This is a genomic window from Pigmentiphaga aceris (assembly GCF_008119665.1).
GTDB classification, from domain to species: Bacteria; Pseudomonadota; Gammaproteobacteria; order Burkholderiales; family Burkholderiaceae_B; genus Pigmentiphaga; species Pigmentiphaga aceris.
Genome location: NZ_CP043046.1, coordinates 1,318,606 through 1,340,665 on the forward strand (window position 1 = coordinate 1,318,606; position 22,060 = coordinate 1,340,665).

Here is a 22,060-nt window from a genome sequence, read left to right on the forward strand (position 1 = left end):
ACACTAGCCATGGACAACTTGTATATCGCTGCAACGGCAACGTCTCCCGAAGTGGATTTCCGCTTCGACGAGCATCTTTTGTCGCTTACCGGTGAGTCGTACCCGGAAAACGCAGCGGCCTTCTACACCCCGATCATTCAGCAGTTGCGCGCCTATCTGGCCACGTGCGACGGTGCGGAGATCACCGCCAATGTGGCGCTGGCCTACTTCAACAGCTCCAGCACCAAAATGCTGTTCAGCATGTTCGACGCACTGGATCAGGCCGCGCAGGCGGGCAACCCGGTGAAGATGAACTGGTATCACGACGAGGAAGACGACACGATCCTCGAATTCGGTGAAGAATTGCAGGCTGATTTCCAGGCCATCGACTTCACCGATCATCCGGTGCCTGCACAGTGATGCCCCGGCGCGAGGGCCGCGTGACGCCCATCTCTGCCGAGCCGCGAACCGAAGAAGTCCCTGACTTGTTCGAAAGCGAAAAGCTTGCGCTTGATCGTGCGCGCGAGGCGCTTGCCGACGAGCAGGCAGACAGCACAGCCACGCGTCAATCATTGGCTGAACTGACGCAGCATTTCGAGCGACTGATGCGCGAGACGCGTCGCCTGATTGGTCGCAGCGACCGCGCAGAGCGTGAAATGAACGCACTCAATCTGCAATTGCAGACCCTGGCGCACGAACTTGAGCACCGCGCCACGCACGACGCGCTGACGGGCGTACTCAATCGCGGTGCCGTCATCGACCTGGCGGGTCGCGCTTTGCGTGACGGCAGTGCGGTGATGATCGTGCTCGACATCGACTACTTCAAACGCATCAACGATGACTTCGGTCATCCGGCGGGTGACGCGGTGATCCAGGGCATCGTGACCTGCCTGCGCAGCATCGTGGCCGACGCGGGCATCATCGGCCGGGTCGGCGGTGAGGAATTCACCGTGTTGCTGCCTGCCCACACGCTGGACGAAGCGCTGAGCCTGGCCGAATCGATGCGCGAAGCCATCGCCAATCACGTGTTCGCCGCACCGGTAGACCGTGGCATCACCGCCAGTTTCGGTGTCAGCCTGAGCCCTGGCGGTACCGATTTCGACACCGCCTACGCACTGGCCGACGAGGCGCTTTACTGCGCCAAGCGGGCAGGGCGCAACCGGGTTGAAGTCGCTGTACAGCCTTCTGTCGCGACCCTGCGTCTGGCTTGATCTGCATCAAGGTGCTGGCCCGCCCGGGCAGCTATGGTAAGTCTGGCCTTCATCGCCTGACCCCATGGACATCACCCTTCCGGCCACTGCCGCCGCCTCTTTTTCTGCGTTCGACGATACCGCCGCTGCGCGGGAATTCTCGCGTCCGCTTGCCGACGGCCGCTGGGAATCCTGGATCGCCGTGGAGGGCATGGACTGCGCCGCGTGCGGCCAGACCATCGAACAGTCGCTGACCCAACTCCCTGGGGTAGACCTGGCGGAAGTGTCTTTGCTGACCACCCGCGCCAGAGTGATCTGGCAGGCCGGGCAGGTGGCTCCGTCAAGTCTGTTTCAGACGATTGCGCGTCTGGGCTACCAACCATTCCCGGCGGGCTCGGCCGAACAGGAACACGCCATCCGTCGTCATGGCCGCATGTTGCTGTGGCGTCTGATGGTGGCGGCCTTCTGCATGATGCAGGTCATGATGTATTCGACCGTGGAATACGTGGCCACCCCGGGCGAGATTCCGCCCGATCAACTGGTGTTGTTGCGCTGGGGCCAGTGGATGCTGTGCATTCCGGTGATGCTGTTTGCGGCGTGGCCGATATTGCACGGTGCCTGGCGCAGTCTGCGCAGCCGCAGGCTGGGCATGGATGTGCCGGCAGCGCTTGGGCTGGTGCTGGCTTTTGCCGCCAGTTCATCGGCGACCTTCGATGGCGGTGGCGAGGTCTGGTTCGACTCGGTCAGCATGTTCGTGTTCTTCCTGCTGCTGTCGCGCTGGGTCGAGGCCTGGGCGCGGCGTCGTGCCACCGGGCAGCTTGAAGCCTTGGATCGTCGTCTGCCCGCCGTGGTGATGCGCGCGGAAGGCGCGAGCTTTGTTCAAGTCCCAGCCACGCAGCTGCGCCAAGGCGACCGTATTCGCGTCGCACCCGGCGAAACTTTCCCCGCAGACGGCACCTTGCTGGAAGGCCAGACCACGGTTGATGAAGCCATCTTGACGGGCGAAAGTCTGCCGGCGGCCAAAGGGGTGGGCGCATCGGTAGTGGCTGGCAGTCAGAACGTGTCTGAGACCGTCGATGTGCTGGTTACCCGACCGCCTGCCGACTCTACTGTGGCGCGCATTCGGCAGCTGATTTCAGCGGCTGCACAGACCCGGCCCGATTGGGTGCGTCTTGCCGACAAGTGGGCGGCTGCCTTCCTGGCCTGTGTGCTGGTGTTGTCGGTAGCGGCCTGGATCGGCTGGCAGTTCATCGACCCGACTCGGGCAATGGGCGTGGCGATTGCGATTCTGATCGTCACCTGTCCCTGTGCCTTGTCGCTGGCGGCACCGGCCGCCATGCTGTCTGCCACGGCAGGCCTGGCGCGACACGGCATCTGGTTGCGCGAACCTGCTGCGCTGGAGCGCTTGCTGGGCGTGCGCCATGTGGCTTTCGACAAGACCGGAACGCTGACTGAGGCAACGCTGGCACTGACTCGCATCGAGGTATTGCGCCCGGGCTTCAACGAGGCCACCGCACTCGCTTACGCCAGCGCATTGGCTGGTTCGTCGCGCCACCCTTTGTCGCGCGCATTGGCGGCAACGGCTACTGCCACGCTGGCACCTACGCAATGGCGAGAGTGGGCGGGCGAAGGCATTCAGGCCAGTCTGGCTGGCGTAGCGCACCACCTTGGCAGCCTGCCGTTTGCGATGGCGAGAATCAACAGTACCGATGCATCCACAGACGACATGTCTGGCGCGGGATCGGCCAAGTCTGCCGACGCCGCATCACCCCGGCACAACGAAACCGACACATCCCCTGTGGTCTGGCTGTCCGACCCGGCTGGTTTGATCGCCTGTTTCCACTTTGCCGACACGCCCCGCAAGGACGCGGCCAAGACGGTTGCCGGGTTGCACGCGGCCGGGCTGAACACGGCGCTGCTGTCAGGCGACCGACCAGCAGCGGTGGAAGAACTTGCCGCCACCGTGGGCATCCGCAATCCGCTGGCGTCCATGTCGCCCGAAGAAAAGCTGCAGGCGATTCTGCATTGGCAGGCAAACGATCAACCGGTGTTGATGGTGGGCGACGGCATCAATGACGGGCCGGCGCTCGCACGTGCCGATGTGTCTGCCACCTTGGGTGGCGCAGCGGCCTTGGCGCAGGGGCAGGCCGACATCGTGCTGGCCAGCGGCCGGCTCAGCGACCTGCTGCAAGTACGTCGCACCGCCTTGGCTGCACGTCGCATCACCCGCCAGAATCTTGTGTGGGCGGCCAGCTGGAACGCGGCCAGCGTACCGCTTGCGCTGGTCGGCTGGATGCCACCCTGGGTAGCGGGTATCGGCATGGCGGCAAGCTCTTTATTGGTGATCGGCAATGGCCTGCGGCTGCTGCGGATCAAAGGCTGACATGGACATCCTCTATCTATTGATACCGCTGTCGACGGTGCTGGCATTGCTGATCATCGGCACGCTTGCCTGGGCCTTGTCGGGCGGCCAATTCGACGATCTTGAGCAACAAGGCGAACTGGTGTTCGAACCCGGTGAAGTCGATGCTGCAGGTGTACCAATCCGGCCACGGACTACGCGTTGAAACGCGAGTTCCGCACATGCCCGGACCTCGCTTGATCTGCATCAATACGTAACTCGACCCCCTGACTCACAGTGGATAGGTGAGAAACCAGGGAGTCAACATGTCAGCCGAAAGCAGACCGCACGACGCGGTCCTCAATCAACCGGTCTACCACGACAAGGTCGTGCGGCAGTTCAGCATCATGGCAGTGGTCTGGGGCGTGGTGGGCATGCTGGTCGGCGTGATCATCGCCGCCCAACTGACCTGGCCCGCACTCAATTTCGATATCCCGTGGTTGTCCTTCGGACGGTTGCGCCCGCTGCACACCAACGCCGTGATCTTCGCCTTCGGTGGCTGTGCGTTGATGGGCAGTTCATTCTGGGTGGTGCAGCGTACCTGTCAGGCACCGCTGTTCGCCCCCAAGCTGGCTTCCTTCATGTTCTGGTGCTGGCAGGCGGTCATCGTCTCTGCCGCAATCTCGCTGCCGCTGGGCTATACCCGTGGCAAGGAATACGCAGAGCTGGAATGGCCGATTGCGATCCTGATCACCATCGCCTGGGTCTGCTATGCCATCGTGTTCTTCGGCACGATCGCCAAGCGCCGCGTGCGCCACATCTATGTCGCCAACTGGTTCTACGGCGGTTTCATTCTGGCTGTGGCTTTGCTGCACATCGTCAATGGCTTGTCGATGCCGGCCAGCTGGATGAAGTCGTACTCGGTCTACGCCGGTGTGCAAGACGCGATGGTGCAGTGGTGGTACGGCCATAACGCCGTGGGCTTCTTCCTGACCGCAGGCTTCCTGGGCATGATGTATTACTTCGTGCCGAAGCAGGCCGGTCGCCCGGTGTACTCGTATCGCCTGTCGATCGTGCACTTCTGGGCCCTGATCTTCACCTACATGTGGGCGGGTCCGCACCACCTGCACTACACCGCCTTGCCTGATTGGGCACAGTCGGTCGGCATGCTGTTCTCGCTGATTCTGCTGGCACCGTCGTGGGGCGGCATGATCAACGGCATCATGACCTTGTCGGGTGCCTGGGACAAGCTGCGCACCGATCCGATCCTGCGCTTCCTGATCGTGTCCCTGTCCTTCTACGGCATGGCCACCTTCGAAGGCCCGCTGATGGCCATCAAGACGGTCAACGCCCTGTCGCACTACACCGACTGGACCATCGGCCACGTGCACGCCGGTGCGCTCGGCTGGGTCGGCATGATCACCATGGGTTCGCTGTACTACCTGATCCCGCGTCTGTACGGCCAGACCAAGATGTACTCGGTGGCTGCCATTGAATTGCACTTCTGGATCTGCACGCTGGGCGTGGTGTTCTACATCGCCGCCATGTGGGTGGCCGGTGTGATGCAGGGAATGATGTGGCGCGAGGTCAACCCCGACGGCACGCTTGCCTACACCTTCGTCGAATCGGTCAAGGCCACCTTCCCGTTCTACGTGGTGCGCCTGGTGGGTGGCCTGATGTACCTGGCCGGCATGCTGATCATGGCTTGGAACACGGTAATGACCGCACGTCAGCGTCCGCAGCCCATCGCGGCTGCTGCTCCGCTGGTCAAGCCTGCTGTCACCGCGCCTGCCGTGGCGACGGTCTGAGCGAAAGGAATCGACATGGCATTCACACACGAAAAAATCGAGACCAACAGCTGGCTGATGGTCGTCCTGATTCTGCTGGTGGTCGCCGTCGGCGGCCTGGTGGAAATCGTTCCGCTGTTCTTCCAGCGTTCCACCACGCAGGCCATCGAGGGCGTGAAGCCCTTGACGGTGCTGCAACTGGCCGGCCGCGACATCTATCTGCGTGAAGGTTGCTACAACTGCCACTCGCAGATGATCCGCCCGTTCCGTGCAGAAACGCTGCGCTACGGCCCGTACTCAGTCGCTGGCGAATTCGTCTTCGACCACCCCTTCCAGTGGGGCAGCAAGCGTACCGGTCCTGACCTGCATCGCGTCGGTGGTCGCTACAGCGACGAGTGGCACCGCCTGCACATGAACAACCCGCGTGACGTGGTGCCCGAGTCGAACATGCCGGGTTATCCGTGGCTGCAAAAGACCGCGATATTCGCTGACGAAATGCCGGCGCGCATGCGTGCACTGCGCCGCGTGGGTGTGCCGTACAGCGATGAAGAAATCAACGGCGCTGCGGATGCCATCCGTGGCAAGACCGAACTCGACGCCTTGATTGCCTATCTGCAGAGCCTGGGCCTGGCCCGGAAGTGAGCACCCCATCATGGAAATCGATCTGAACACCCTGCGTTCCACCGTCACGGTGCTGGCATTTGCCTGCTTCATCGGGATTTTCCTGTGGGCCTGGTCCGGCCGCAATCGCGCGAGTTTCGACGAAGCGGGGCGGCTGCCTTTCGCCGACGACACGCGCCCCGCGCCGGACGCGGGCAATGTGCCTAACCTCAGGAACAGCAATCATGTCTGACGCCGATTTTTTCAACGAGTTGTGGACGTACTTCATCGCCATCATCACGGTGGTGGGCATGTTGGCCTGTGCCCTGTTGCTGTGGCAGCAAGGCCGCCAGAAAGTGGCTGCACCGGGCGATGCCGACAACACCACCGGCCATGTCTGGGATGGTGACCTGCGTGAACTGAACAACCCGCTGCCGCGCTGGTGGATGTGGATGTTCTACCTGACCGTGGTCTTCAGCCTGGGTTACCTGGTTGTGTATCCGGGCCTGACGACTTACCGCGGCAGCTTTGGCTGGACCTCTGCCGGTGCCTATGAGCTGGAACGCGCTGCGCTGGAAAAGCAGATTGCACCGCTGTATGCAGGCTTCACGGCGAAGTCGGCTGAACAGCTGGGCCAGGACCCGGAAGCCATGGCCGTCGGTGGTCGCCTGTTCCTGAACAACTGCGCGCAATGCCACGGTTCGGACGCACGAGGCAGCAAGGGCTTCCCCAACCTGACCGACAGTGACTGGTTGTACGGCGGCAGCGCCGAGGCGATCCGCACGTCGATCACCGATGGTCGCAACGGCTTCATGCCGCCGATGGGCGATGCCATTGGTGGTGAAGACGCTGCACGCAACGTGGCGCAATACGTGCTGTCGCTGTCAGGCCGCGAGAACGATCCGGTACGTGCCAATCTTGGCCGGTCCAAGTTCTCTGCCTGCGCTGCCTGCCACGGTGCTGACGGCAAAGGCAATCCGCTGCTGGGTGCGCCCAACCTGACTGACCGCATCTGGCTGCATGGCGGGCGCGAAGCCGACATTGTCCAGACCATCATGCAAGGTCGCTCGGGCACCATGCCGGTTCACAAAGACCGCCTGACCGAAGCACAGATCCACGTGCTGACGGGTTATCTGATGAAAATTTCGGGCGCGTCTGAAGCGGCGACACCGGTCGCGAGCACCAAGCCATGAAACCACCCGATGGACCGACAGAATCGCGCTTGGGTCGAGTGATTCCGATCGTCGAAGCCAGGCGCGAAGCTCAATCAGATGACACGCGTGAAAAATCGCGTGGCAAGGGTGGGGACAAGGCAAGCGAGCCCGAACTGGTCTCGCTTTACGAGAAGCACCGCAAGATCCACCCGCGCTCGGTCAGCGGCTTGTTCGCGACCTGGCGCTGGGCGATGGTCTGGGCGACGCAGATCTTTTTCTACGGTCTGCCCTGGCTGACCTGGAACGGTCGCCAGGCCGTGCTGTTCGAGCTTGAGACGCGACGCTTTTATCTGTTCGAACTGGTGTTCTACCCGCAGGACTTTGTGTACCTGGCGGGCTTGCTGGTGATCAGTGCGCTGGCCTTGTTCCTGTTCACGGCGGTGGCTGGTCGGGTGTGGTGCGGCTACGCTTGTCCACAGACGGTCTACACCGAGTTGTTCATGTGGATCGAGCGCCGCGTCGAAGGCGAGCGCCATCACCGCATGCGCCGCGACGCCGGACGCATCAACGCCGATTACGTGTGGCGCAAGACCCTGAAGCACATCATCTGGGGCTTGCTGGCCTTGTGGACCGGTTTCACCTTCGTGGGCTACTTCGTGCCCATCCAGGTACTGGGCTTCGACCTGCTGTCCTTGCGCATGGGGCCGTGGGAAGGCTTCTGGGTGCTGTTCTATGCGTTCGCCACTTACGGCAACGCCGGCTGGCTGCGCGAACAGGTCTGCAAGTACATGTGCCCGTATGCGCGCTTCCAGAGCGCGATGTTCGACAGCGGCACCCTGATCGTCGGCTACGACACCAAACGCGGCGAACCGCGCGGTGCGCGCTCGCGCAAGCAAGACCCGGCCACGCTGGGCCTGGGCTCGTGTGTGGACTGCACCTTGTGCGTGCAGGTCTGTCCGGTCGGCATCGACATCCGCGACGGGCTGCAGTACGAGTGCATCAGTTGCGCCGCCTGTATCGACGCCTGCGACACCGTGATGAAACGCGTGGGTTATGCCCCTGGCCTGATCCGTTATGCAACCGAAGACACACTGGCCAACCCGGGTGGCAATCGCAGCCTGCGCAAGACCTTGCTGCGGCCGCGCGTGCTGATCTACAGCGGCTTGCTTGCTGCCATCTGCCTGGCCTTTGTACTGAGCATGTGGCTGCGTGTACCGCTGAAGGTCGACGTGATCCGGGATCGTGCCACGCTCAGTCGCGTGATCGAAGATGGCGTGATCGAAAACGTGTATCGCCTGCACTTGATGAACGCATCAGAGAAAGCACAGCGTCTGCGTATCGACGTGTCGGGCTTGCCCGGACTGTCCGTGCCCGAGGCTGAACGTCTGTCTCCGTTGCTGGCACCGGCACAGGCCGTCAACGTGGTGATCCACGTGCATTTGTCCCCCGATGAAGTGCTGGCCGCTGGCTCGCACCCCATCCAGTTCACCATTCAGGAGATTGACGCTCATGACATCCGCGTCCTCGAAAAATCCGTCTTCCTCGTCCCCCGCTGAGACCTTGTCGGCAGGGTGGTGGCGCACGCCGTGGATGTGGCTGGTGGTAGGCGGCCCGGCGGTGGTGATCGTGGCCAGTTTCATCACGCTGGCGATTGCGATTGCAGGTGCTGATCCGGTGGTGGGCGGCTCGTCGGTGCAACCGGCGCATCTGCGTCAGGCCACCGGCAACCAGTGACGCGAGTGATCTGACCCGGTTGGCGCGTGTCTTGGCGCGTATCCCCTGGTGCTTGGTGTCATGCAATAATGGGTATCATTATCATTTCTGAGATGCATCACCGTGAGCGACCCGGGGTACGCCTTCACCGACTCGGTGCGGAGTCTCTATAGCGATCATTTCCGCTGGTTGCAGGCTTGGTTGCATCGTCGTCTCGACGATACGCATCAAGCTGCCGATCTCGCGCAGGACACCTTCGTCAAAGTACTGGCACGCCGGGGCTTTGCTGCGCCGGTGTCCGAGCCGCGCGCGTTTCTCAGCACCGTTGCGCGGGGCTTGTTGATCGATTTCTGGCGTCACCGCGACATCGAGCAGGCATGGTCAGACACGCTTGCCATGTACCCCGAGGCCTTGCATCCATCTCCTGAAGATCAGGCGCTGGTCCTTGAGGCGTTGGTTGCGATTGATCGCAAGCTTGCCCGCCTGGGCACGCGCACCCGGCACGCCTTTTTGCTGCACAAGATTCACGGCATGACGCACCCGGCAATCGCCGCCGAGTTGGGCGTGTCGGAGCGGATGGTACGCAAGTATGTCGCGCAGGCGATGCTGGCTTTTCTGGTGGATGACGCATCGTCTACTGACAGGGTTGGTTCGTCAGCTTCCCCACTTGCTGTCGGGGCAGACTTCCAGCAATGAGCCTCGCTCACGACAGCGTGCCGCTCGACCACAAAGTGCTGGCAGCCGCGGCAGAATGGTATGCGCTGCTTAGCTCGGGGCAGGTCACCGAGCGTGATCGGTCGGACTGGCAGCAGTGGTTCGAACGCAGTGCGGCGCACCGTGCCGCCTGGCAGCGGGTAGAAGCCGTCAGCCAACAATTCGAGCCGGTAGTCGCTGGACGCATCGAACGCATGGCAAGTGTGGCGGGGCTGGATACCGCCGCCAGGCAGCGCCGGCAACGACGCACCGTGCTGCGGTCGTTTGCGTTGCTGGGCACGACCGGCGCATTGGTCTGGGGCGGCGCGCAAACCGCGCCGGGGCAGCGTTTGCTGGCGGCTGCGCGTGCCGATCATGCCACTGGCGTAGGTGGCTTCCTGGCGCTGCGCCTGGAAGACGGCACGCAAGTGTGGCTCAACACCGATACCGCCTTGCGTGTCGATTACCGCAGCGACCTTCGCCAGCTTGTCTTGTTGCGCGGAGAAGTCTCGATTGCCACGGCTGCCGATGCGGCGCGGCCGTTTGTTGTGCTGACTACCGAGGGGCATTTTCAGGCATTGGGCACGCGCTTCAATGTGTCGTCGTCGGCCGACGAAACCAGTTTGTCGGTGTTTGAAGGGCTGGTGCGGGCGCGCTTTGCGCCTGCTGGCGAAGCCGCTGCACCGGCCTACGACGTGGCCGCAGGCATGCAATTGCGTGGCAATCGGCGGCAGGTGTCTGCAATGACTGCGGTGACAAACGATGCCGGTGCCTGGACCCGTCGCATCCTGCAGGTGCAAGAGGCACCGCTGGCCTCTGTGGTGGCCCACCTGGCGCGCTATCGGCCCGGCCATCTTGGTTATTCCGATGACATCGCTGCCTTGAGTGTGACCGGAACCTTCCCGCTCGATGACATCGATCGTGCGCTGCATATGCTGACGCTGGTGTTGCCGGTGCAGGTGCGATCACCGCTGCCTTGGTGGACGACGATTCAAGCGCGTTGATTGTGCGTAGGGCAGGCTGAGCATTCATCGTTGTCCGTGAATCCTCGCCACTGTTACAAATTCGTGTTCCGGTTTTGGGAATCCCATCCGGCCTATGGGTAGTTCCCCATCCACGAGATCCCGCGTCCATGTCTTCTCTCTTTCCCGCCCGGTCTTCGCGATTCCGGCTTTCGTCGCGCCTGTTGTGGGTCGCAGGCTTGGCCATCGCCGCGCCGGTATCTGCACAAAATGCGGCCGATGCACGCAGTTTCTCGATTGGCCCCGGCCCGCTTGCACAGGTGTTGAATCAGTTCTCGGCTGAAGCGGGTGTGTTTGTCGCCAGTTCTGGCGAGCTGACACAGGGCAAGCTCAGCGCGGGCTTGGTGGGACGGTATGGCGTGGAGCAGGGGCTGGAAACCTTGCTGCGCGGCACGGGATTGCACGCGGTGACGCGGTCGCAGGGGGCGTATGTATTGCAACCCATTCTGCAACCCGCACAACAGCCCGCCGTATCGGGCGCAGCCAACGGCGTAACCCGCCTGACCCCGGTAGCCGTGACCGCCTCCCAAGAGCGCCCCGACGGGCCGTTGCTGGGGCTGGTCGCCACGCGCAGCGCCACGGCAACGAAAACCGACACGCCCATCATTGAGACACCGCAGTCGATCTCGGTGGTGGGGGCCAGCCAGATCCGCGACCAGAAAGCGCAGTCTCTGCAAGAAGCACTGGGCTACACCTCGGGCCTGATGTCGGGCATCGTCGCCAAAAGCTCGATGTTCGAAGACACCATGAGCATTCGTGGCTTCGAGGCCAATCCGCAGACGGGCAGCTACTACCGCGACGGCATGCGTTACATGATCAACCAGTACAACGGCAAACAAGAGCCGTATGGGCTGGAACGCATCGAAGTGCTCAAAGGACCATCGTCGGTGTTGTACGGCGCGGCCGCACCGGGCGGCATCGTGAACACCGTCAGCAAGCGTCCGACCTCTGAGCGCCTGCGCGAAATCAACGTCGATGCGGGCAGTTTTTCGCGCCGCCAATTGTCTGCGGATTTCGGCGGGCCGCTGGATGACGAAGGTGTGTGGTCGTACCGGTTGACAGGCCTGGTTCGGGACGCCAGGCAGTTTGTCGACCACAGCCGCGACGACCGGACCTATCTGGCACCGGCCTTGACCTGGCGACCGTCGGCCGCAACGTCCTTGACCTTGTTGGCAGCGTATCAGCGCAGCGAAAGTGTGTACCCCACTGCGGTGCCCGTGACGGGTTCCCTGCGGTCCAATCCGAACGGCCAGATTGCCCGCGAACGTTTTCTGGGCGAGCCCAATCACAACACCTTCGAGCTGGAATCGACCTCGGCATCTTTGCTGTTCGAGCACGCGTTTTCCGACAGCCTGAAAATCCGCCAGTCGGTACGCCAGTACAACGCGGATCTGAATCTTCGGTATGTGCTGCTGCAAGGTGACGTGGATCGCGCAACGCAGCGTCGGGTGGCACGATCGGCGCGTGGTTTCGACGACACCACGGGCGTGTTCACCAGCGACACCAATATCGAAAAACGATTCCAGACCGGTCGGGTAACGCAGACGGTGCTGGCCGGCATGGACTACACACGCTCGACCTATGACAGCGACCGGCTGCGTGGCAACTTGCCTGCCATCGACATCTACAACCCGGTCTATCAAAACGGCACGGTCACGGCCTTGCCGTGGCAACAGCGCCGCAACAAGGAAGCGCGCCTGGGCTTTTATCTGCAGGACCAGATCAAGATCGACGACAAGCTCGTGATTCTGGTGGGCGGCCGCCGCGATCAGGTCCGTGCTGAAAATCGGGCGTTGCATGCACCGTCCACCGACAGCAATGAAAAGGATTCGGCATTCACCGGTCGTGCCGGCGTGGTGTACTTGGCCGACAACGGCTTTGCACCCTATGCAAGCTTCAGCCAGTCGTTCGAACCCACGTCTGGCCGTGACCGCAATGAAACCCGCTTCGATCCCAGCCGGGGTCAGCAGGTCGAAGTCGGTGTGCGCTACCAGCCAAAGGAATCCGACACCTTGCTGAGCGCCAGCGTGTTCGACCTGACGCGCAAGAACGTACTAAGCCCGGACGCGGTAGACCCGACCTTCCTGGTGCAGACCGGCAAGGTGCGCTCACGCGGCGCGGAATTCGAAGCACGTGCACGCGTGACACGCGAACTGGATGTCATCGCCGCCTATACCTACACCGATGCCAAAGTGCGTGCCAGCAACGTGCCGGGCGAAGTCGGTGAACGCTTCAACACGCCGCGCCACATGGCGTCGCTGTGGGCCGATGTGAACCTGTCGTCGGCCGGATTGCCGGGCTGGCGCACCGGCATGGGCATCCGCTACGTGGCCGCACGACCCGACCGCCCCGCCAGCGGCTCGTTCGGCGGCCCGGGTTACACCTTGCTCGATGCCCGACTGGAATACGAAAACGGTCCGTGGAGCTATGCACTGAACATCAGCAACCTGACCGACAAGACCTACATTCCGTCCATTTGCTACAACAACGTGTGCGACTACGGCGAGCCGCGACGCATCATCGGGACCGTCAGCTACCGCTGGTAAATCGTGCGCGCACGACTTGTCCTGCTGCACCGATGGCTGGGTCTGGCCACGCTGGCATTTTTGATTCTGGCATCTGCCACCGGGTCGATACTGGCGTGGCATGACGAACTCGATGCCTGGGTTGCGCCGGAACTGCTGCGCACACCCGCCACATCAGTAGCATTGGCACCGATGGTGCCGGCCGTGCTGCGCGACATCGTGGTTGCCGCGTATCCGCAGGGGCGGGTGCTGGCCATCCCGCTTGCGCGGCATCCCGGCAAGACCGTGGCCTTTCCGGTCTGGCTGACCGACCCCGGGTCAGCATCGCCGGTGTTGCTGGAAGTGTTCATCGACCCGGCGACCGGCCTGATACAAGGTGACCGTCGCTGGGGTGACCCCACCGATGGGCTGAAAAATCTGCTGCCTGTGATCCACCGGCTGCACACCTCGTTATTGGCCGGCTCGACCGGTGAATGGGTGCTGGGCGTGGTGGCCTTGCTCTGGACGCTGGACTGTTTCATTGGCGCATTTCTGACCTTCCCCGCGCGGGCAGCAAAACGGCGCGCGGGTGGCCCGGCCAAGTCGTGGTTGGCGCGATGGCGCGCTGCGTGGGCATTGCGCGTCAGCAGCCGTGGCTACAAGCTGGGCTTCGATCTGCACCGGGCGTCCGGCCTGTGGTTGTGGGTGTTGCTGCTGGGCATGGCCTGGAGCAGTGTCGCCTTCAACCTGCCAGCGGTATACCGACCGGTGATGGGGGTCTGGTTGGATCAGCAGCCCGACCTTCGCCGCGCGCTCAGGCAGTCTGCGTCTGGATCAAAGACGAGCATGGACTGGGAGCAAGCCCTGACGCAAGGGCGTCGTCACATGGCGACCATGACGGAGGAAAAGCAGCTTGGGATCGTTGGCGAACATTGGCTGGCTTTCGATCCGCGCGCCAATCTCTATCGTTACACCGTGCGCAGCACGCAGGACATCCGCGACAAGACGGGTAGCACCCACGTGTTCTTCGATGCCGCAGACGGAAAGCTGCGCGGTGTTCAGTTACCCACCGGTGGCGTGGCGGGCGACACCGCGACCCTGTGGCTGACCAGCCTGCACATGGCGGCGCTATGGGGATGGCCGTTGCAATTGGCGGTGTCGATACTGGGGATCGTGGTCGTTGTCTTGAGCGTGACCGGGTGGATCATCTGGCGTCGAAAACGGCAGGCGCGCACCACGCGTCCGGTGCACGCTGCCCCTCGTGCTCAAGCTGCGCGGTGAGCCTCGGCAGCTTGCATTGCCTCTGCCGGTTCAACCGCGCCTGTGGACGCGATGGCCCGTCGCCAGACCTCGCGCCCATCCATGCTGGCATCGGCTTTCAATGCCATGTACCGCAGGCAGCTGACCCGCAGGAACGACGTGAAATTGGTGGTCTCGCCGCGGAACGCGTAGACCTCTTCAAACAGCTTGGCGATCAGCTGGTTGGTGGTCATGCCGTTCTCATTGGCCAGCTCGGTGAGCGTCTGCCAGAACAGGTTTTCCAGCTTGATGCTGGTGACCGCCTTCATGATGCGGATCGAACGCGTGCGCGATTCGTAAAGAATCGGGTCGGTGTGCGAGTAGATGCTGCACATGGGAAGCCATCTCCTTGAGCGTCACACCCGCCGCCGGAACAGTCCGGCGGCGCGGCGGCGCACGCTGAGTTTTACAGCGTGATCTTGGTGCCCAGCAAGGCCAGGAATTGTCCGATCCATGCCGGGTGTGCCGGCCATGCGGGCGCGGTCACCAGGTTGCCGTCGGTGTAGGCACCGTCGATCGGCACGTCAACGAATTCACCGCCCGACAGACGCACTTCCGGCGCGCAAGCCGGGTAGGCCGAGCTTTTGCGACCCTTCAGCACGCCGGCTGCGGCCAGCAGTTGCGGGCCGTGGCAGACGGCTGCGATGGGCTTGTTGGCATCGGCAAAGTGTTTGACGATTTCCAGCACGCGCGGGTTCAGGCGAATGTACTCGGGGGCGCGGCCGCCCGGGATCAGCAGCGCGTCATACGAAGCCGGATCGACATCGGCGAAGCTGGCATTGAGCGTGAAGTTGTGGCCGCGCTTTTCGCTGTAGGTCTGGTCGCCTTCGAAGTCGTGGATGGCGGTGCGGATCTGATCGCCCTTGGCCTTTTCCGGGGCCACGACATCGCACTGGTGGCCTACGGCGGCGAGCGCCTGGAACGGGACCATCAGTTCGTAGTCTTCGACGTAATCGCCGGCCAGGAAAAGAATGCGTTTGGCTGCCATGTCCAATCTCCAGAATGCGCCCGCTTGAGGCGGACGTCAGGGTGGAGGCGCAAGAGCCTGCGCCTCGGGGGCGTGTCCCCCCGGCAGGAAGTATCCGCCCGCTGTGGGGGCGGGCGGGTAGCACCGGGGTGCTACATGCGCATGCAGACGGCTAGTGTTTTCCGCAATGCAAACCGCTGGCTCAAGCGTGCGTGCCGACCATCTGGCGCAACTTCTCTGGCTGCTCGATACGGATGTGGCGCTGGTTCACCGAGATCAGTCCTTCCTCGGCAAACTTCGAGAAGGTGCGGCTGACGGTCTCAAGCTTGAGGCCCAGATAGCTGCCGATTTCTTCGCGTGTCATGCGCAGCACCAGTTCGCTGCCCGAGAATCCGCGTGCCCGCATGCGGGTCACCAGGTTGAGCAGGAAAGCGGCCAGACGTTCCTCGGCGCGCATGCTGCCCAGCAGCAGCATCACGCCGTGGTCGCGCACGATTTCGCGGCTCATCAGGCGGTGGAAGTGCTGTTGCAGGGTGGTGCACTCGCGCGACAGCTCTTCAAGGCGGTCGTACGGAATCACGCAGACTTCGGAATCTTCCAGCGCCATCGCGTCGCAGGCGTGTTGTTCACCGCCCATGCCGTCGAGGCCGACGATTTCGCCGGAGATATGGAAACCCGTCACCTGATCACGGCCATCGGCCGTGTTGATGCGTGTTTTGAAGGTGCCGGAGCGAATGGCATAGATCGCGCCGAACTTGTCGCCGTTGCTGAACAGAGGTTTGCCGCGCGGCACGCGTTTGCGATTGGCGATCAGGCGATCGAGGACATCGAGTTCGTCCTCGCGCAAACGGACCGGCATGCAAAGCTCGCGCAGATTGCATTTGGAACAACTGACCTGGACTTCTTTCAAAGCGGGCGGGTCGTGACGCAGGGGTGACGTGGTGGCATCTGACATGTGTTCTCCTGACGCAAGTGTACGGTGTAACGACCTGCAAGCGGGTTGACCTGGATCAAATCACACCTGTAGCCAGTGGGGCAAAGTTGCTGCATGGAACCGATCAGCAATCCCGATCCCACCCGCCAGACGTCCGCGCATCGGGGCGCGGGATTCGTCCCCGACACCGCGCTGCTGGCGCGGCTTGACGCCCCTGGCCCTCGCTATACATCCTACCCCACGGCCGATCGCTTCACGGAAGCCCACGATCTGGACGCCCACCGCCACGCGCTCGCCGTGCGCGGCATCGGTGGTCTTGCCCGGCCGCTGTCGCTGTACGTGCATGTGCCGTTCTGTGAGTCGATCTGCTATTACTGCGCCTGCAACAAGGTTGTCACACGCGACAAGACCAAGGCACGCCGTTACCTGGCCGCCTTGTTCCGCGAGGCCGAACTGACGCGCCAGGCCATGTCGCACACCTCGCCAGTCACCCAGCTGCATCTGGGGGGCGGCACGCCGACTTTTCTGGACGACGATCAGCTTCAGTCGCTGGTCTACAAGCTTGAAAGCCTGCTCCCGTTCGCCGCAAATGCCGAACGTTCGATCGAGGTCGATCCGCGTACGGTCGATGCTGAACGCCTGCATGCGCTGCGCCGCATGGGCTTCAATCGCCTGAGTTTCGGCATTCAGGATTTCGACCGCGATGTGCAGGCAGCGGTGCACCGTGTGCAGTCCGAAGATGAGGTATTCAGCCTGATGGCAGCGGCGCGTGCCGAAGGCTTCGAGTCGATCAACGTAGACCTGATCTACGGTCTGCCCAAGCAGACCCCCGACTCGTTCGTTCGCACGCTGGACACGCTTGCCCGGCTGGCACCCGATCGTGTGGCGGTCTATGCCTACGCGCACCTGCCGGATCGCTTCAAGCCGCAGCGCCGCATTCATGATTACGATCTGCCCAGCGCCAGTGCACGGGTCGCCATGTTGCACAGCGCGATCACCCGTCTGGGCGATGCGGGTTGGGATTACATCGGCATGGACCACTTTGCACGCCCCGATGACGCGCTGGCGATTGCCAAGCGGCAGGGTCGCATGCACCGCAACTTCCAGGGTTACACCACGCAGCCGGACTGTGACCTGATTGCGCTGGGCGTGTCGGCCATCAGCCGCGTGGGCGCCACCTATGCGCAGAATGTGCGCACGCTGGACGAGTATTACGACGCCATCGAAGGCGGCCGCCTGCCGGTGTTCCGTGGCCATGCCATGAGCGCGGACGACCTGCTGCGCCACGCCGTCATCATGGCAATCATGTGCCAGGGCGTGCTGAATTTCGAGGTCATGGACATCTCGTATCTGATCGACTCGCGCCGGCATTTCGCCGAAGAGCTGGCGATGATGGATACCTTCGTGTCCCAGGGTCTGGTCGAAATCGATGAGGAAGGTTTGCGTGTCACGGAAGCCGGCTGGTTCCTGGTGCGCGCGATTGCGCGGGTGTTCGACCGCTATGCACAACGTGCCAGCGCACAGGTGCAATTTTCGCGGATCTTGTAATGCTTAACCTGTCGGTGGTGACGGCGACTGCCTTGCTCGGACTGGCCGGCGGTGTCCACTGTGTCGCCATGTGCGGCCCGGCTTCCGTGGCGATAGCGCGTACGCCTGCCGACGCTGCCTGGTTTCACCTGGGGCGTTTCCTCGGGTATGGGGTATTGGGCGGGCTGGCTTCGGCTGGTGCGGTGGGCATGGCGCATGTGGCCGGCGCGGCCGCGTGGCTGCATCCGATCTGGTTGCTTAGCCATGTGTTGCTGGCCATGCTGGGTGGCTGGATGTTGCTTACCGGTCGTCATCCACGCTGGGTACAGGAAGGCTTGCTGCGCGCGGCGCGCAGCGTGTTGAGGGCCAGCAGTGGGCCAGCGTACGCCGGCAGCGGTGTTACGCAGCGCGTGATGACGCCGGCTGCCGCCGGCGCTGGCATGGGGCAAACAGTGGAAGTGCGTGTCCCGGTGGCGGGCATTGGCCGAAACACCAGCCCGGGCAAGGCTCCCACACGCTCTACTTTCCTGATTGGCATTGCATGGGCGCTGTGGCCCTGTGGCATTCTGTATTCGGCGATTGCCATTGCCTGGCTGACGCAGGACGTGCTTACCGGCACGGTAGCCATGATGGCGTTTGCTGCTGGCTCTGGCGTACAGCTATGGCTGGGTCAACGCGGATTGATGGCCTTGATGCGAGCAGGCAAGGAATCGCTTGGCATCCGTCTGGCCGGCGCACTGACTTTCAGCTTTGCACTGGCATTGATCGTGTGGGTTGCCATGGGCAACCTGCCGTCGGATTTCTGTCTGCCGGGCAGCTGACACTGCCTTGCATCGCGGCATAGATCCGGTCGGCGACAGCGCCGCTGGACTCATGCCGTGTACGAGGTTCAGTGTTGAGGCTCAGCGGCAAAACTCAGTGCATTGCAACCGTATCAGGCTCGGTTGCCACCGCGTTCGGCGACACATTGATCACGCCAGGCAGTGCCTGATAACGAGCCACCGCTTCCGGCACACTCATGCCAGCCGGCAGCGCCACCAGCGCACCACGCATCACCGGAAACGCCTGGATCACTTTCGCGCCGATCTGCTGATTGGCAGCACGGGCGGCGGCAGAGCGGTGACCATCCTGGTACATGACAATCAACTGGCCGTCGACGTAATGACGCCACGGTGTCATCAGCGGATCGCCGGCTGGCGTCTGCGCAGCGGTCTCCACTGCAGGCGCAACTTCGATCTTCACGATCTGGGTCGGCTGCGAGGGCGGGGCGGGTGGGGCATTGGTGGACTGCGCCACCAGAATGTCGTTATTTGTACCCGATGCCAGGGGTTCGTCCGGCATCGCGGTGCAAGCGGTACACGCAATCGCCAGCGAGGCAGCGATCAGCGGAAATGACGTGCGGAGGTGGGGATGCAGGTGCATGGAAGTCTCCGTCGAAAGATGGAAAGCATTCAGCAATCAGCGTGCCCAAGCATTGCGACCGCATTATTGCGGCAGCACGGAAATGGCGATATATCGGGGTTTCAAGAGGATGGGTGAGGCTTGGTGCCTGGTTGCTCGGGCAGAACGCCGTTGCGGTGTTGCTGCGCCGCCGCGTGGGCGGGGGCGCAGCAAAAAGTGCCATATTCAGTTGCGCACCTTTAAACGCTCAGATTGAGCGCCGGTGTTGAACGCTCAGTTTCAATGCTCAGTTTCAACGCTCAATTGCAACGTTAAGGCTCAACACTCACTGTGCACACTGACTTATTTTTCTTCGCGCACGCGGTAGACCAGCACGCCGATGGTCGCAAGCGACAACACCTTGGCCGTCACGCTGCCCAACAGCAAACGCGACAGGCCGCTGCGGCCGTGGCTGCCGATGAAGATCAGGTCTGCACCGGTTTCTTCAGCCGCCTGGACGATGCCATCGGCTACGTTGAAGTTCGATACCGTCAGTGATGTTGCAGTAACGCCAGCCGTGTGCGCACGGTCGATCACGCCAGTCAGGAAGCGCTTTGCCTGGTCGGCAGAAGCTTCTTCGTAGGCTTCGTCGGTGATTGCATAGGCCGCTGCCATGCCATCGAAACCGATGGTGGCGGCAAAGGGTTGAGTGACATGCAAGGCGACGACTTCAGCGCCGATCGAGCGCGCGAAGGTGACACCGGCATTGGCGGCTTGGGCTGATAGCGGGGAGCCATCCGTGGGAAGCAGGATCTTCTTGAACATGGTGTTGGTTCCTCCTCGGGTAGGGCATGCCCAGGCAGGATAGCCGAGTTCTTCATGGCAACGCCATGACCCGGATCAACGGAAACACCTGGGCAGAAGAATCTGCCCAGATGCCGAGGCCAACGGCCTGCGTCAGGCCAGTGTGCGGCGCAGGAACTCGGCCACGTCGGCAAGCTCTGCGGGTGAAACCGAATGCGGGATCTGATAGGTATGCCATTCAACCGGCTGCCCCACGCCTTGCAGCAGCTTGTGCGTGTGTTCGGCGCGGGCGAACGGCACCACCGGGTCATGCACGCCATGCGCCAGGAATACCGGCGTCTTGGCGTTGACGGCAGCGCGTTCCGACGCGAAGTCGGCCGGCAGGACCACGTAGCCAGACAAGCCGACGATTCCTGCCAGGCGGCGGGGGTGGCGCAAGCCGGTGTACAGCGCCATCGCACAACCCTGCGAGAAGCCACCCAGCACGATGTTCTCGCTGGGAATGCCGCGCGCGTTTTCACGGGCGATCAGGGCTTCGATCATGCCCTGCGATTCGCGGATGCCGTCGGCGTCTTCCTGGCGCACCAGATCCATCACCCTGATGTCGTACCAGGCGCGCATCTTCATGCCGTTGTTCACGGTGACCGAACGCACCGGGCCGTGCGGAAACACGAAACGCGTGGCGGGCACGCCTTTCAAATCCAGCGCCGGAACGATGGGTGCGAAGTCGTGACCATCGGCACCCAGACCATGAATCCAGATGACGGCGCGGGTGGGATTGGGGGCGGTTTCGATCTCGACGCAGTCGAGCAGGGCAGGAGTGCTCATGCTTGGGCCTTGGCGCGCAGCGCAGTTTTTGGACGGAACGCCGCACACACGGCAGGGTCGGTTTCGATGTAGGGGCCAGCGATCAACTGGATGCAATAGGGCACGGCGGCGAAGATGCCGGGCACTTGCAAGGTGCCGTCAGCCGCGCGCAAGCCTTCCAGCGTTTCGCGGATGGCCTTGGGCTGGCCGGGCAGGTTGAGGATCAGCGTGGCGCTGTCCGCCTGTTCACGGATCACACCCACCTGGCGCGACAGAATGCCCGTGGGCACGAAGCGCAGGGATATCTGGCGCATCTGTTCGCCAAAGCCAGGCATTTCCTTGGTCGCCACTGCCAGCGTGGCCTCGGGCGTCACATCGCGACGCGCGGGGCCGGTGCCGCCAGTGGTCAGGATCAGATCGCAACCGACCTGATCGGCAAGCTCGATCAAGGTGGCGGAAATGCCTGCCTGTTCGTCCGGGATCAGACGCTCGACAAAACGCACCGGAGTGGTCAGCGCTTTCGCCAGCCATTCACGCAGTGCGGGAATGCCGGCGTCGTCGTAGACGCCTTGCGAGGCACGATCACTGATCGACACCAGGCCGCACACCAGTTCATCGGGATGGCTGCGTGCAATACGCAGGTCGGCAGCGGTCATCCGCGAATCTCCTGGCTGGTGTCAGTGCTGGTGTCAGTCTTGATCGTCGTTGTCCCGGGCCGAGCCGGGTTCCTCGTAATCATCGCCTTCCACCAGGCGCTTGATCTCCTGGAACAAGGAACGATAGGCCTTGCGTTGCGGCTCATTGCCCTGGGGCAGGTCGCGATTGAAAGCCTGTTCCTTGCGCGCCGAGCGGATCAGCGCGCGCAGTTGCTGCGCATCGCCTGCCGGGTTGGCGTTCATGAAGGCGGTGAAGTGCTCGTCACTGTCGATCAGACGATCGCGCCAGCGCTCAAGGCGGTGATAGGCATCGACCGAGGTCTGTGTCTCGCCGTCCCACTCGGCCATCTTGGCGCGAATGGGCTCGGCGTGCACGTGGCGCATCAGCTTGCCGACGTATTGCAGTTGGCGGCGCTTGCCTTCGTGCGCAGTGATGCGCTGCGCCTCCAGGATTGCCTCGAAAAGCAATTCCGGCAGGGGCAGTTGCACAAGTTTGCCGCGCGACAGTTTTATCAACCGTTCGCCTAGCTCTTGGAGTTCCGTCGCTTCGCGTTTTACCTGCGATTTGCTGGGCGGCATGCCCGAGTAATCAATTTTCTCGGGGGTCTCGCCGTTGACGACGTATTGGGAGGACCGCTTGGATCTGGGCATGGAAACCATACATACTGGGGGTTGGCTATGATAACCGCCCCGGCGCAGTGGG

At 62.7% G+C, this 22,060-nt stretch carries 24 protein-coding genes; 16 read left to right on the forward strand and 8 right to left on the reverse strand.

Annotated elements, in window-relative coordinates; genetic code table 11:
- The first annotated feature begins 9 nt into the window (after positions 1 to 9).
- The 14 genes from FXN63_RS05515 to FXN63_RS05580 all read left to right on the forward strand — a co-directional run bounded on the left by FXN63_RS05515 (position 10) and on the right by FXN63_RS05580 (position 14,264).
- Positions 10 to 399, forward strand: coding sequence for a DUF1987 domain-containing protein (locus FXN63_RS05515; RefSeq protein WP_148813514.1), 390 nt, complete (start codon positions 10 to 12; stop codon positions 397 to 399).
- 29 nt (positions 400 to 428) lie between these two features.
- Positions 429 to 1,190 carry a GGDEF domain-containing protein gene (locus FXN63_RS05520; protein ID WP_425468721.1) on the forward strand — a complete coding sequence of 254 codons (762 nt, stop codon included), beginning with the start codon at positions 429 to 431 and terminating at the stop codon, positions 1,188 to 1,190.
- Between the two features lie 64 nt (positions 1,191 to 1,254).
- Complete coding sequence (locus FXN63_RS05525; RefSeq protein WP_148813517.1) at positions 1,255 to 3,552, forward strand: heavy metal translocating P-type ATPase; 2,298 nt, start codon at positions 1,255 to 1,257, stop codon at positions 3,550 to 3,552.
- A gap of 1 nt (position 3,553) precedes the next feature.
- Entirely contained in the window at positions 3,554 to 3,736 is a 183-nt protein-coding gene (gene ccoS, locus FXN63_RS05530) for a cbb3-type cytochrome oxidase assembly protein CcoS (RefSeq protein WP_148813518.1), read from the forward strand.
- 100 nt (positions 3,737 to 3,836) lie between these two features.
- Positions 3,837 to 5,318 (forward strand): cytochrome-c oxidase, cbb3-type subunit I, encoded by a 1,482-nt coding sequence (ccoN, locus tag FXN63_RS05535; RefSeq protein WP_148813519.1) that lies wholly within the window; start codon positions 3,837 to 3,839, stop codon positions 5,316 to 5,318.
- A 15-nt stretch (positions 5,319 to 5,333) separates the two neighbouring features.
- Positions 5,334 to 5,939 carry a cytochrome-c oxidase, cbb3-type subunit II gene (ccoO, locus tag FXN63_RS05540; protein WP_148813521.1) on the forward strand — a complete coding sequence of 202 codons (606 nt, stop codon included), beginning with the start codon at positions 5,334 to 5,336 and terminating at the stop codon, positions 5,937 to 5,939.
- A 10-nt stretch (positions 5,940 to 5,949) separates the two neighbouring features.
- Positions 5,950 to 6,150 carry a cbb3-type cytochrome oxidase subunit 3 gene (locus FXN63_RS05545; protein WP_187395116.1) on the forward strand — a complete coding sequence of 67 codons (201 nt, stop codon included), beginning with the start codon at positions 5,950 to 5,952 and terminating at the stop codon, positions 6,148 to 6,150.
- The gene (gene ccoP / locus FXN63_RS05550; protein WP_148813523.1) at positions 6,143 to 7,090 is read left to right on the forward strand and encodes a cytochrome-c oxidase, cbb3-type subunit III; all 948 of its coding nucleotides are present in this window, start codon (positions 6,143 to 6,145) and stop codon (positions 7,088 to 7,090) included. Before FXN63_RS05545 ends, ccoP begins: the two co-directional genes overlap by 8 nt.
- Positions 7,087 to 8,607, forward strand: coding sequence for a cytochrome c oxidase accessory protein CcoG (ccoG, locus tag FXN63_RS05555; protein WP_148813525.1), 1,521 nt, complete (start codon positions 7,087 to 7,089; stop codon positions 8,605 to 8,607). Before ccoP ends, ccoG begins: the two co-directional genes overlap by 4 nt.
- On the forward strand, positions 8,561 to 8,785 hold the full coding sequence (locus FXN63_RS05560; protein ID WP_148813526.1) for a hypothetical protein: 225 nt from the start codon (positions 8,561 to 8,563) through the stop codon (positions 8,783 to 8,785). Before ccoG ends, FXN63_RS05560 begins: the two co-directional genes overlap by 47 nt.
- A 102-nt stretch (positions 8,786 to 8,887) precedes the next feature.
- Complete coding sequence (locus FXN63_RS05565; protein ID WP_148813528.1) at positions 8,888 to 9,460, forward strand: sigma-70 family RNA polymerase sigma factor; 573 nt, start codon at positions 8,888 to 8,890, stop codon at positions 9,458 to 9,460.
- Positions 9,457 to 10,461, forward strand: coding sequence for a FecR domain-containing protein (locus tag FXN63_RS05570; RefSeq protein WP_148813529.1), 1,005 nt, complete (start codon positions 9,457 to 9,459; stop codon positions 10,459 to 10,461). Before FXN63_RS05565 ends, FXN63_RS05570 begins: the two co-directional genes overlap by 4 nt.
- A 128-nt stretch (positions 10,462 to 10,589) precedes the next feature.
- Entirely contained in the window at positions 10,590 to 13,025 is a 2,436-nt protein-coding gene (locus tag FXN63_RS05575; RefSeq protein WP_148813531.1) for a TonB-dependent siderophore receptor, read from the forward strand.
- Positions 13,026 to 13,028: 3 nt separating this feature from the next.
- Positions 13,029 to 14,264 (forward strand): PepSY-associated TM helix domain-containing protein, encoded by a 1,236-nt coding sequence (locus FXN63_RS05580; protein WP_187395117.1) that lies wholly within the window; start codon positions 13,029 to 13,031, stop codon positions 14,262 to 14,264.
- On the opposite strand, the gene FXN63_RS05585 is transcribed toward FXN63_RS05580, so the two are convergent.
- The 3 genes from FXN63_RS05585 to fnr all read right to left on the reverse strand — a co-directional run bounded on the left by FXN63_RS05585 (position 14,249) and on the right by fnr (position 16,204).
- The gene (locus FXN63_RS05585; RefSeq protein ID WP_148813535.1) at positions 14,249 to 14,617 is read right to left on the reverse strand and encodes a ribbon-helix-helix domain-containing protein; all 369 of its coding nucleotides are present in this window, start codon (positions 14,615 to 14,617) and stop codon (positions 14,249 to 14,251) included. The genes FXN63_RS05580 and FXN63_RS05585 overlap by 16 nt on opposite strands.
- A gap of 71 nt (positions 14,618 to 14,688) precedes the next feature.
- A complete protein-coding gene (locus FXN63_RS05590; protein ID WP_148813537.1) occupies positions 14,689 to 15,270 on the reverse strand; it encodes a DJ-1/PfpI family protein in 582 nt (193 codons plus the stop codon).
- 181 nt (positions 15,271 to 15,451) lie between these two features.
- Positions 15,452 to 16,204, reverse strand: coding sequence for a fumarate/nitrate reduction transcriptional regulator Fnr (gene fnr / locus FXN63_RS05595; RefSeq protein WP_148813539.1), 753 nt, complete (start codon positions 16,202 to 16,204; stop codon positions 15,452 to 15,454).
- 93 nt (positions 16,205 to 16,297) lie between these two features.
- On the opposite strand from fnr, the gene hemN reads away from it, so the two are divergent.
- Positions 16,298 to 17,731 carry an oxygen-independent coproporphyrinogen III oxidase gene (gene hemN, locus FXN63_RS05600; protein WP_148813541.1) on the forward strand — a complete coding sequence of 478 codons (1,434 nt, stop codon included), beginning with the start codon at positions 16,298 to 16,300 and terminating at the stop codon, positions 17,729 to 17,731.
- Entirely contained in the window at positions 17,731 to 18,531 is an 801-nt protein-coding gene (locus FXN63_RS05605) for a sulfite exporter TauE/SafE family protein (protein ID WP_148813543.1), read from the forward strand. The genes hemN and FXN63_RS05605 overlap by 1 nt, the downstream gene beginning before the upstream one ends.
- 94 nt (positions 18,532 to 18,625) lie before the next feature.
- Here the strand turns inward: FXN63_RS05605 and FXN63_RS05610 are convergent, their stop codons facing one another.
- The 5 genes from FXN63_RS05610 to yjgA all read right to left on the reverse strand — a co-directional run bounded on the left by FXN63_RS05610 (position 18,626) and on the right by yjgA (position 22,008).
- Positions 18,626 to 19,132, reverse strand: a complete 507-nt coding sequence (locus FXN63_RS05610; protein WP_148813545.1) for a S8 family serine peptidase — start codon at positions 19,130 to 19,132, stop codon at positions 18,626 to 18,628.
- Positions 19,133 to 19,453: 321 nt separating this feature from the next.
- On the reverse strand, positions 19,454 to 19,915 hold the full coding sequence (locus FXN63_RS05615; RefSeq protein WP_148813547.1) for a universal stress protein: 462 nt from the start codon (positions 19,913 to 19,915) through the stop codon (positions 19,454 to 19,456).
- Between the two features lie 132 nt (positions 19,916 to 20,047).
- Positions 20,048 to 20,722 carry an alpha/beta hydrolase gene (locus FXN63_RS05620; RefSeq protein ID WP_148813548.1) on the reverse strand — a complete coding sequence of 225 codons (675 nt, stop codon included), beginning with the start codon at positions 20,720 to 20,722 and terminating at the stop codon, positions 20,048 to 20,050.
- On the reverse strand, positions 20,719 to 21,357 hold the full coding sequence (mog, locus tag FXN63_RS05625; RefSeq protein ID WP_148813549.1) for a molybdopterin adenylyltransferase: 639 nt from the start codon (positions 21,355 to 21,357) through the stop codon (positions 20,719 to 20,721). Before mog ends, FXN63_RS05620 begins: the two co-directional genes overlap by 4 nt.
- Positions 21,358 to 21,390: 33 nt before the next feature.
- Positions 21,391 to 22,008, reverse strand: coding sequence for a ribosome biogenesis factor YjgA (gene yjgA / locus FXN63_RS05630; RefSeq protein ID WP_187395118.1), 618 nt, complete (start codon positions 22,006 to 22,008; stop codon positions 21,391 to 21,393).
- Positions 22,009 to 22,060: the final 52 nt, after the last annotated feature.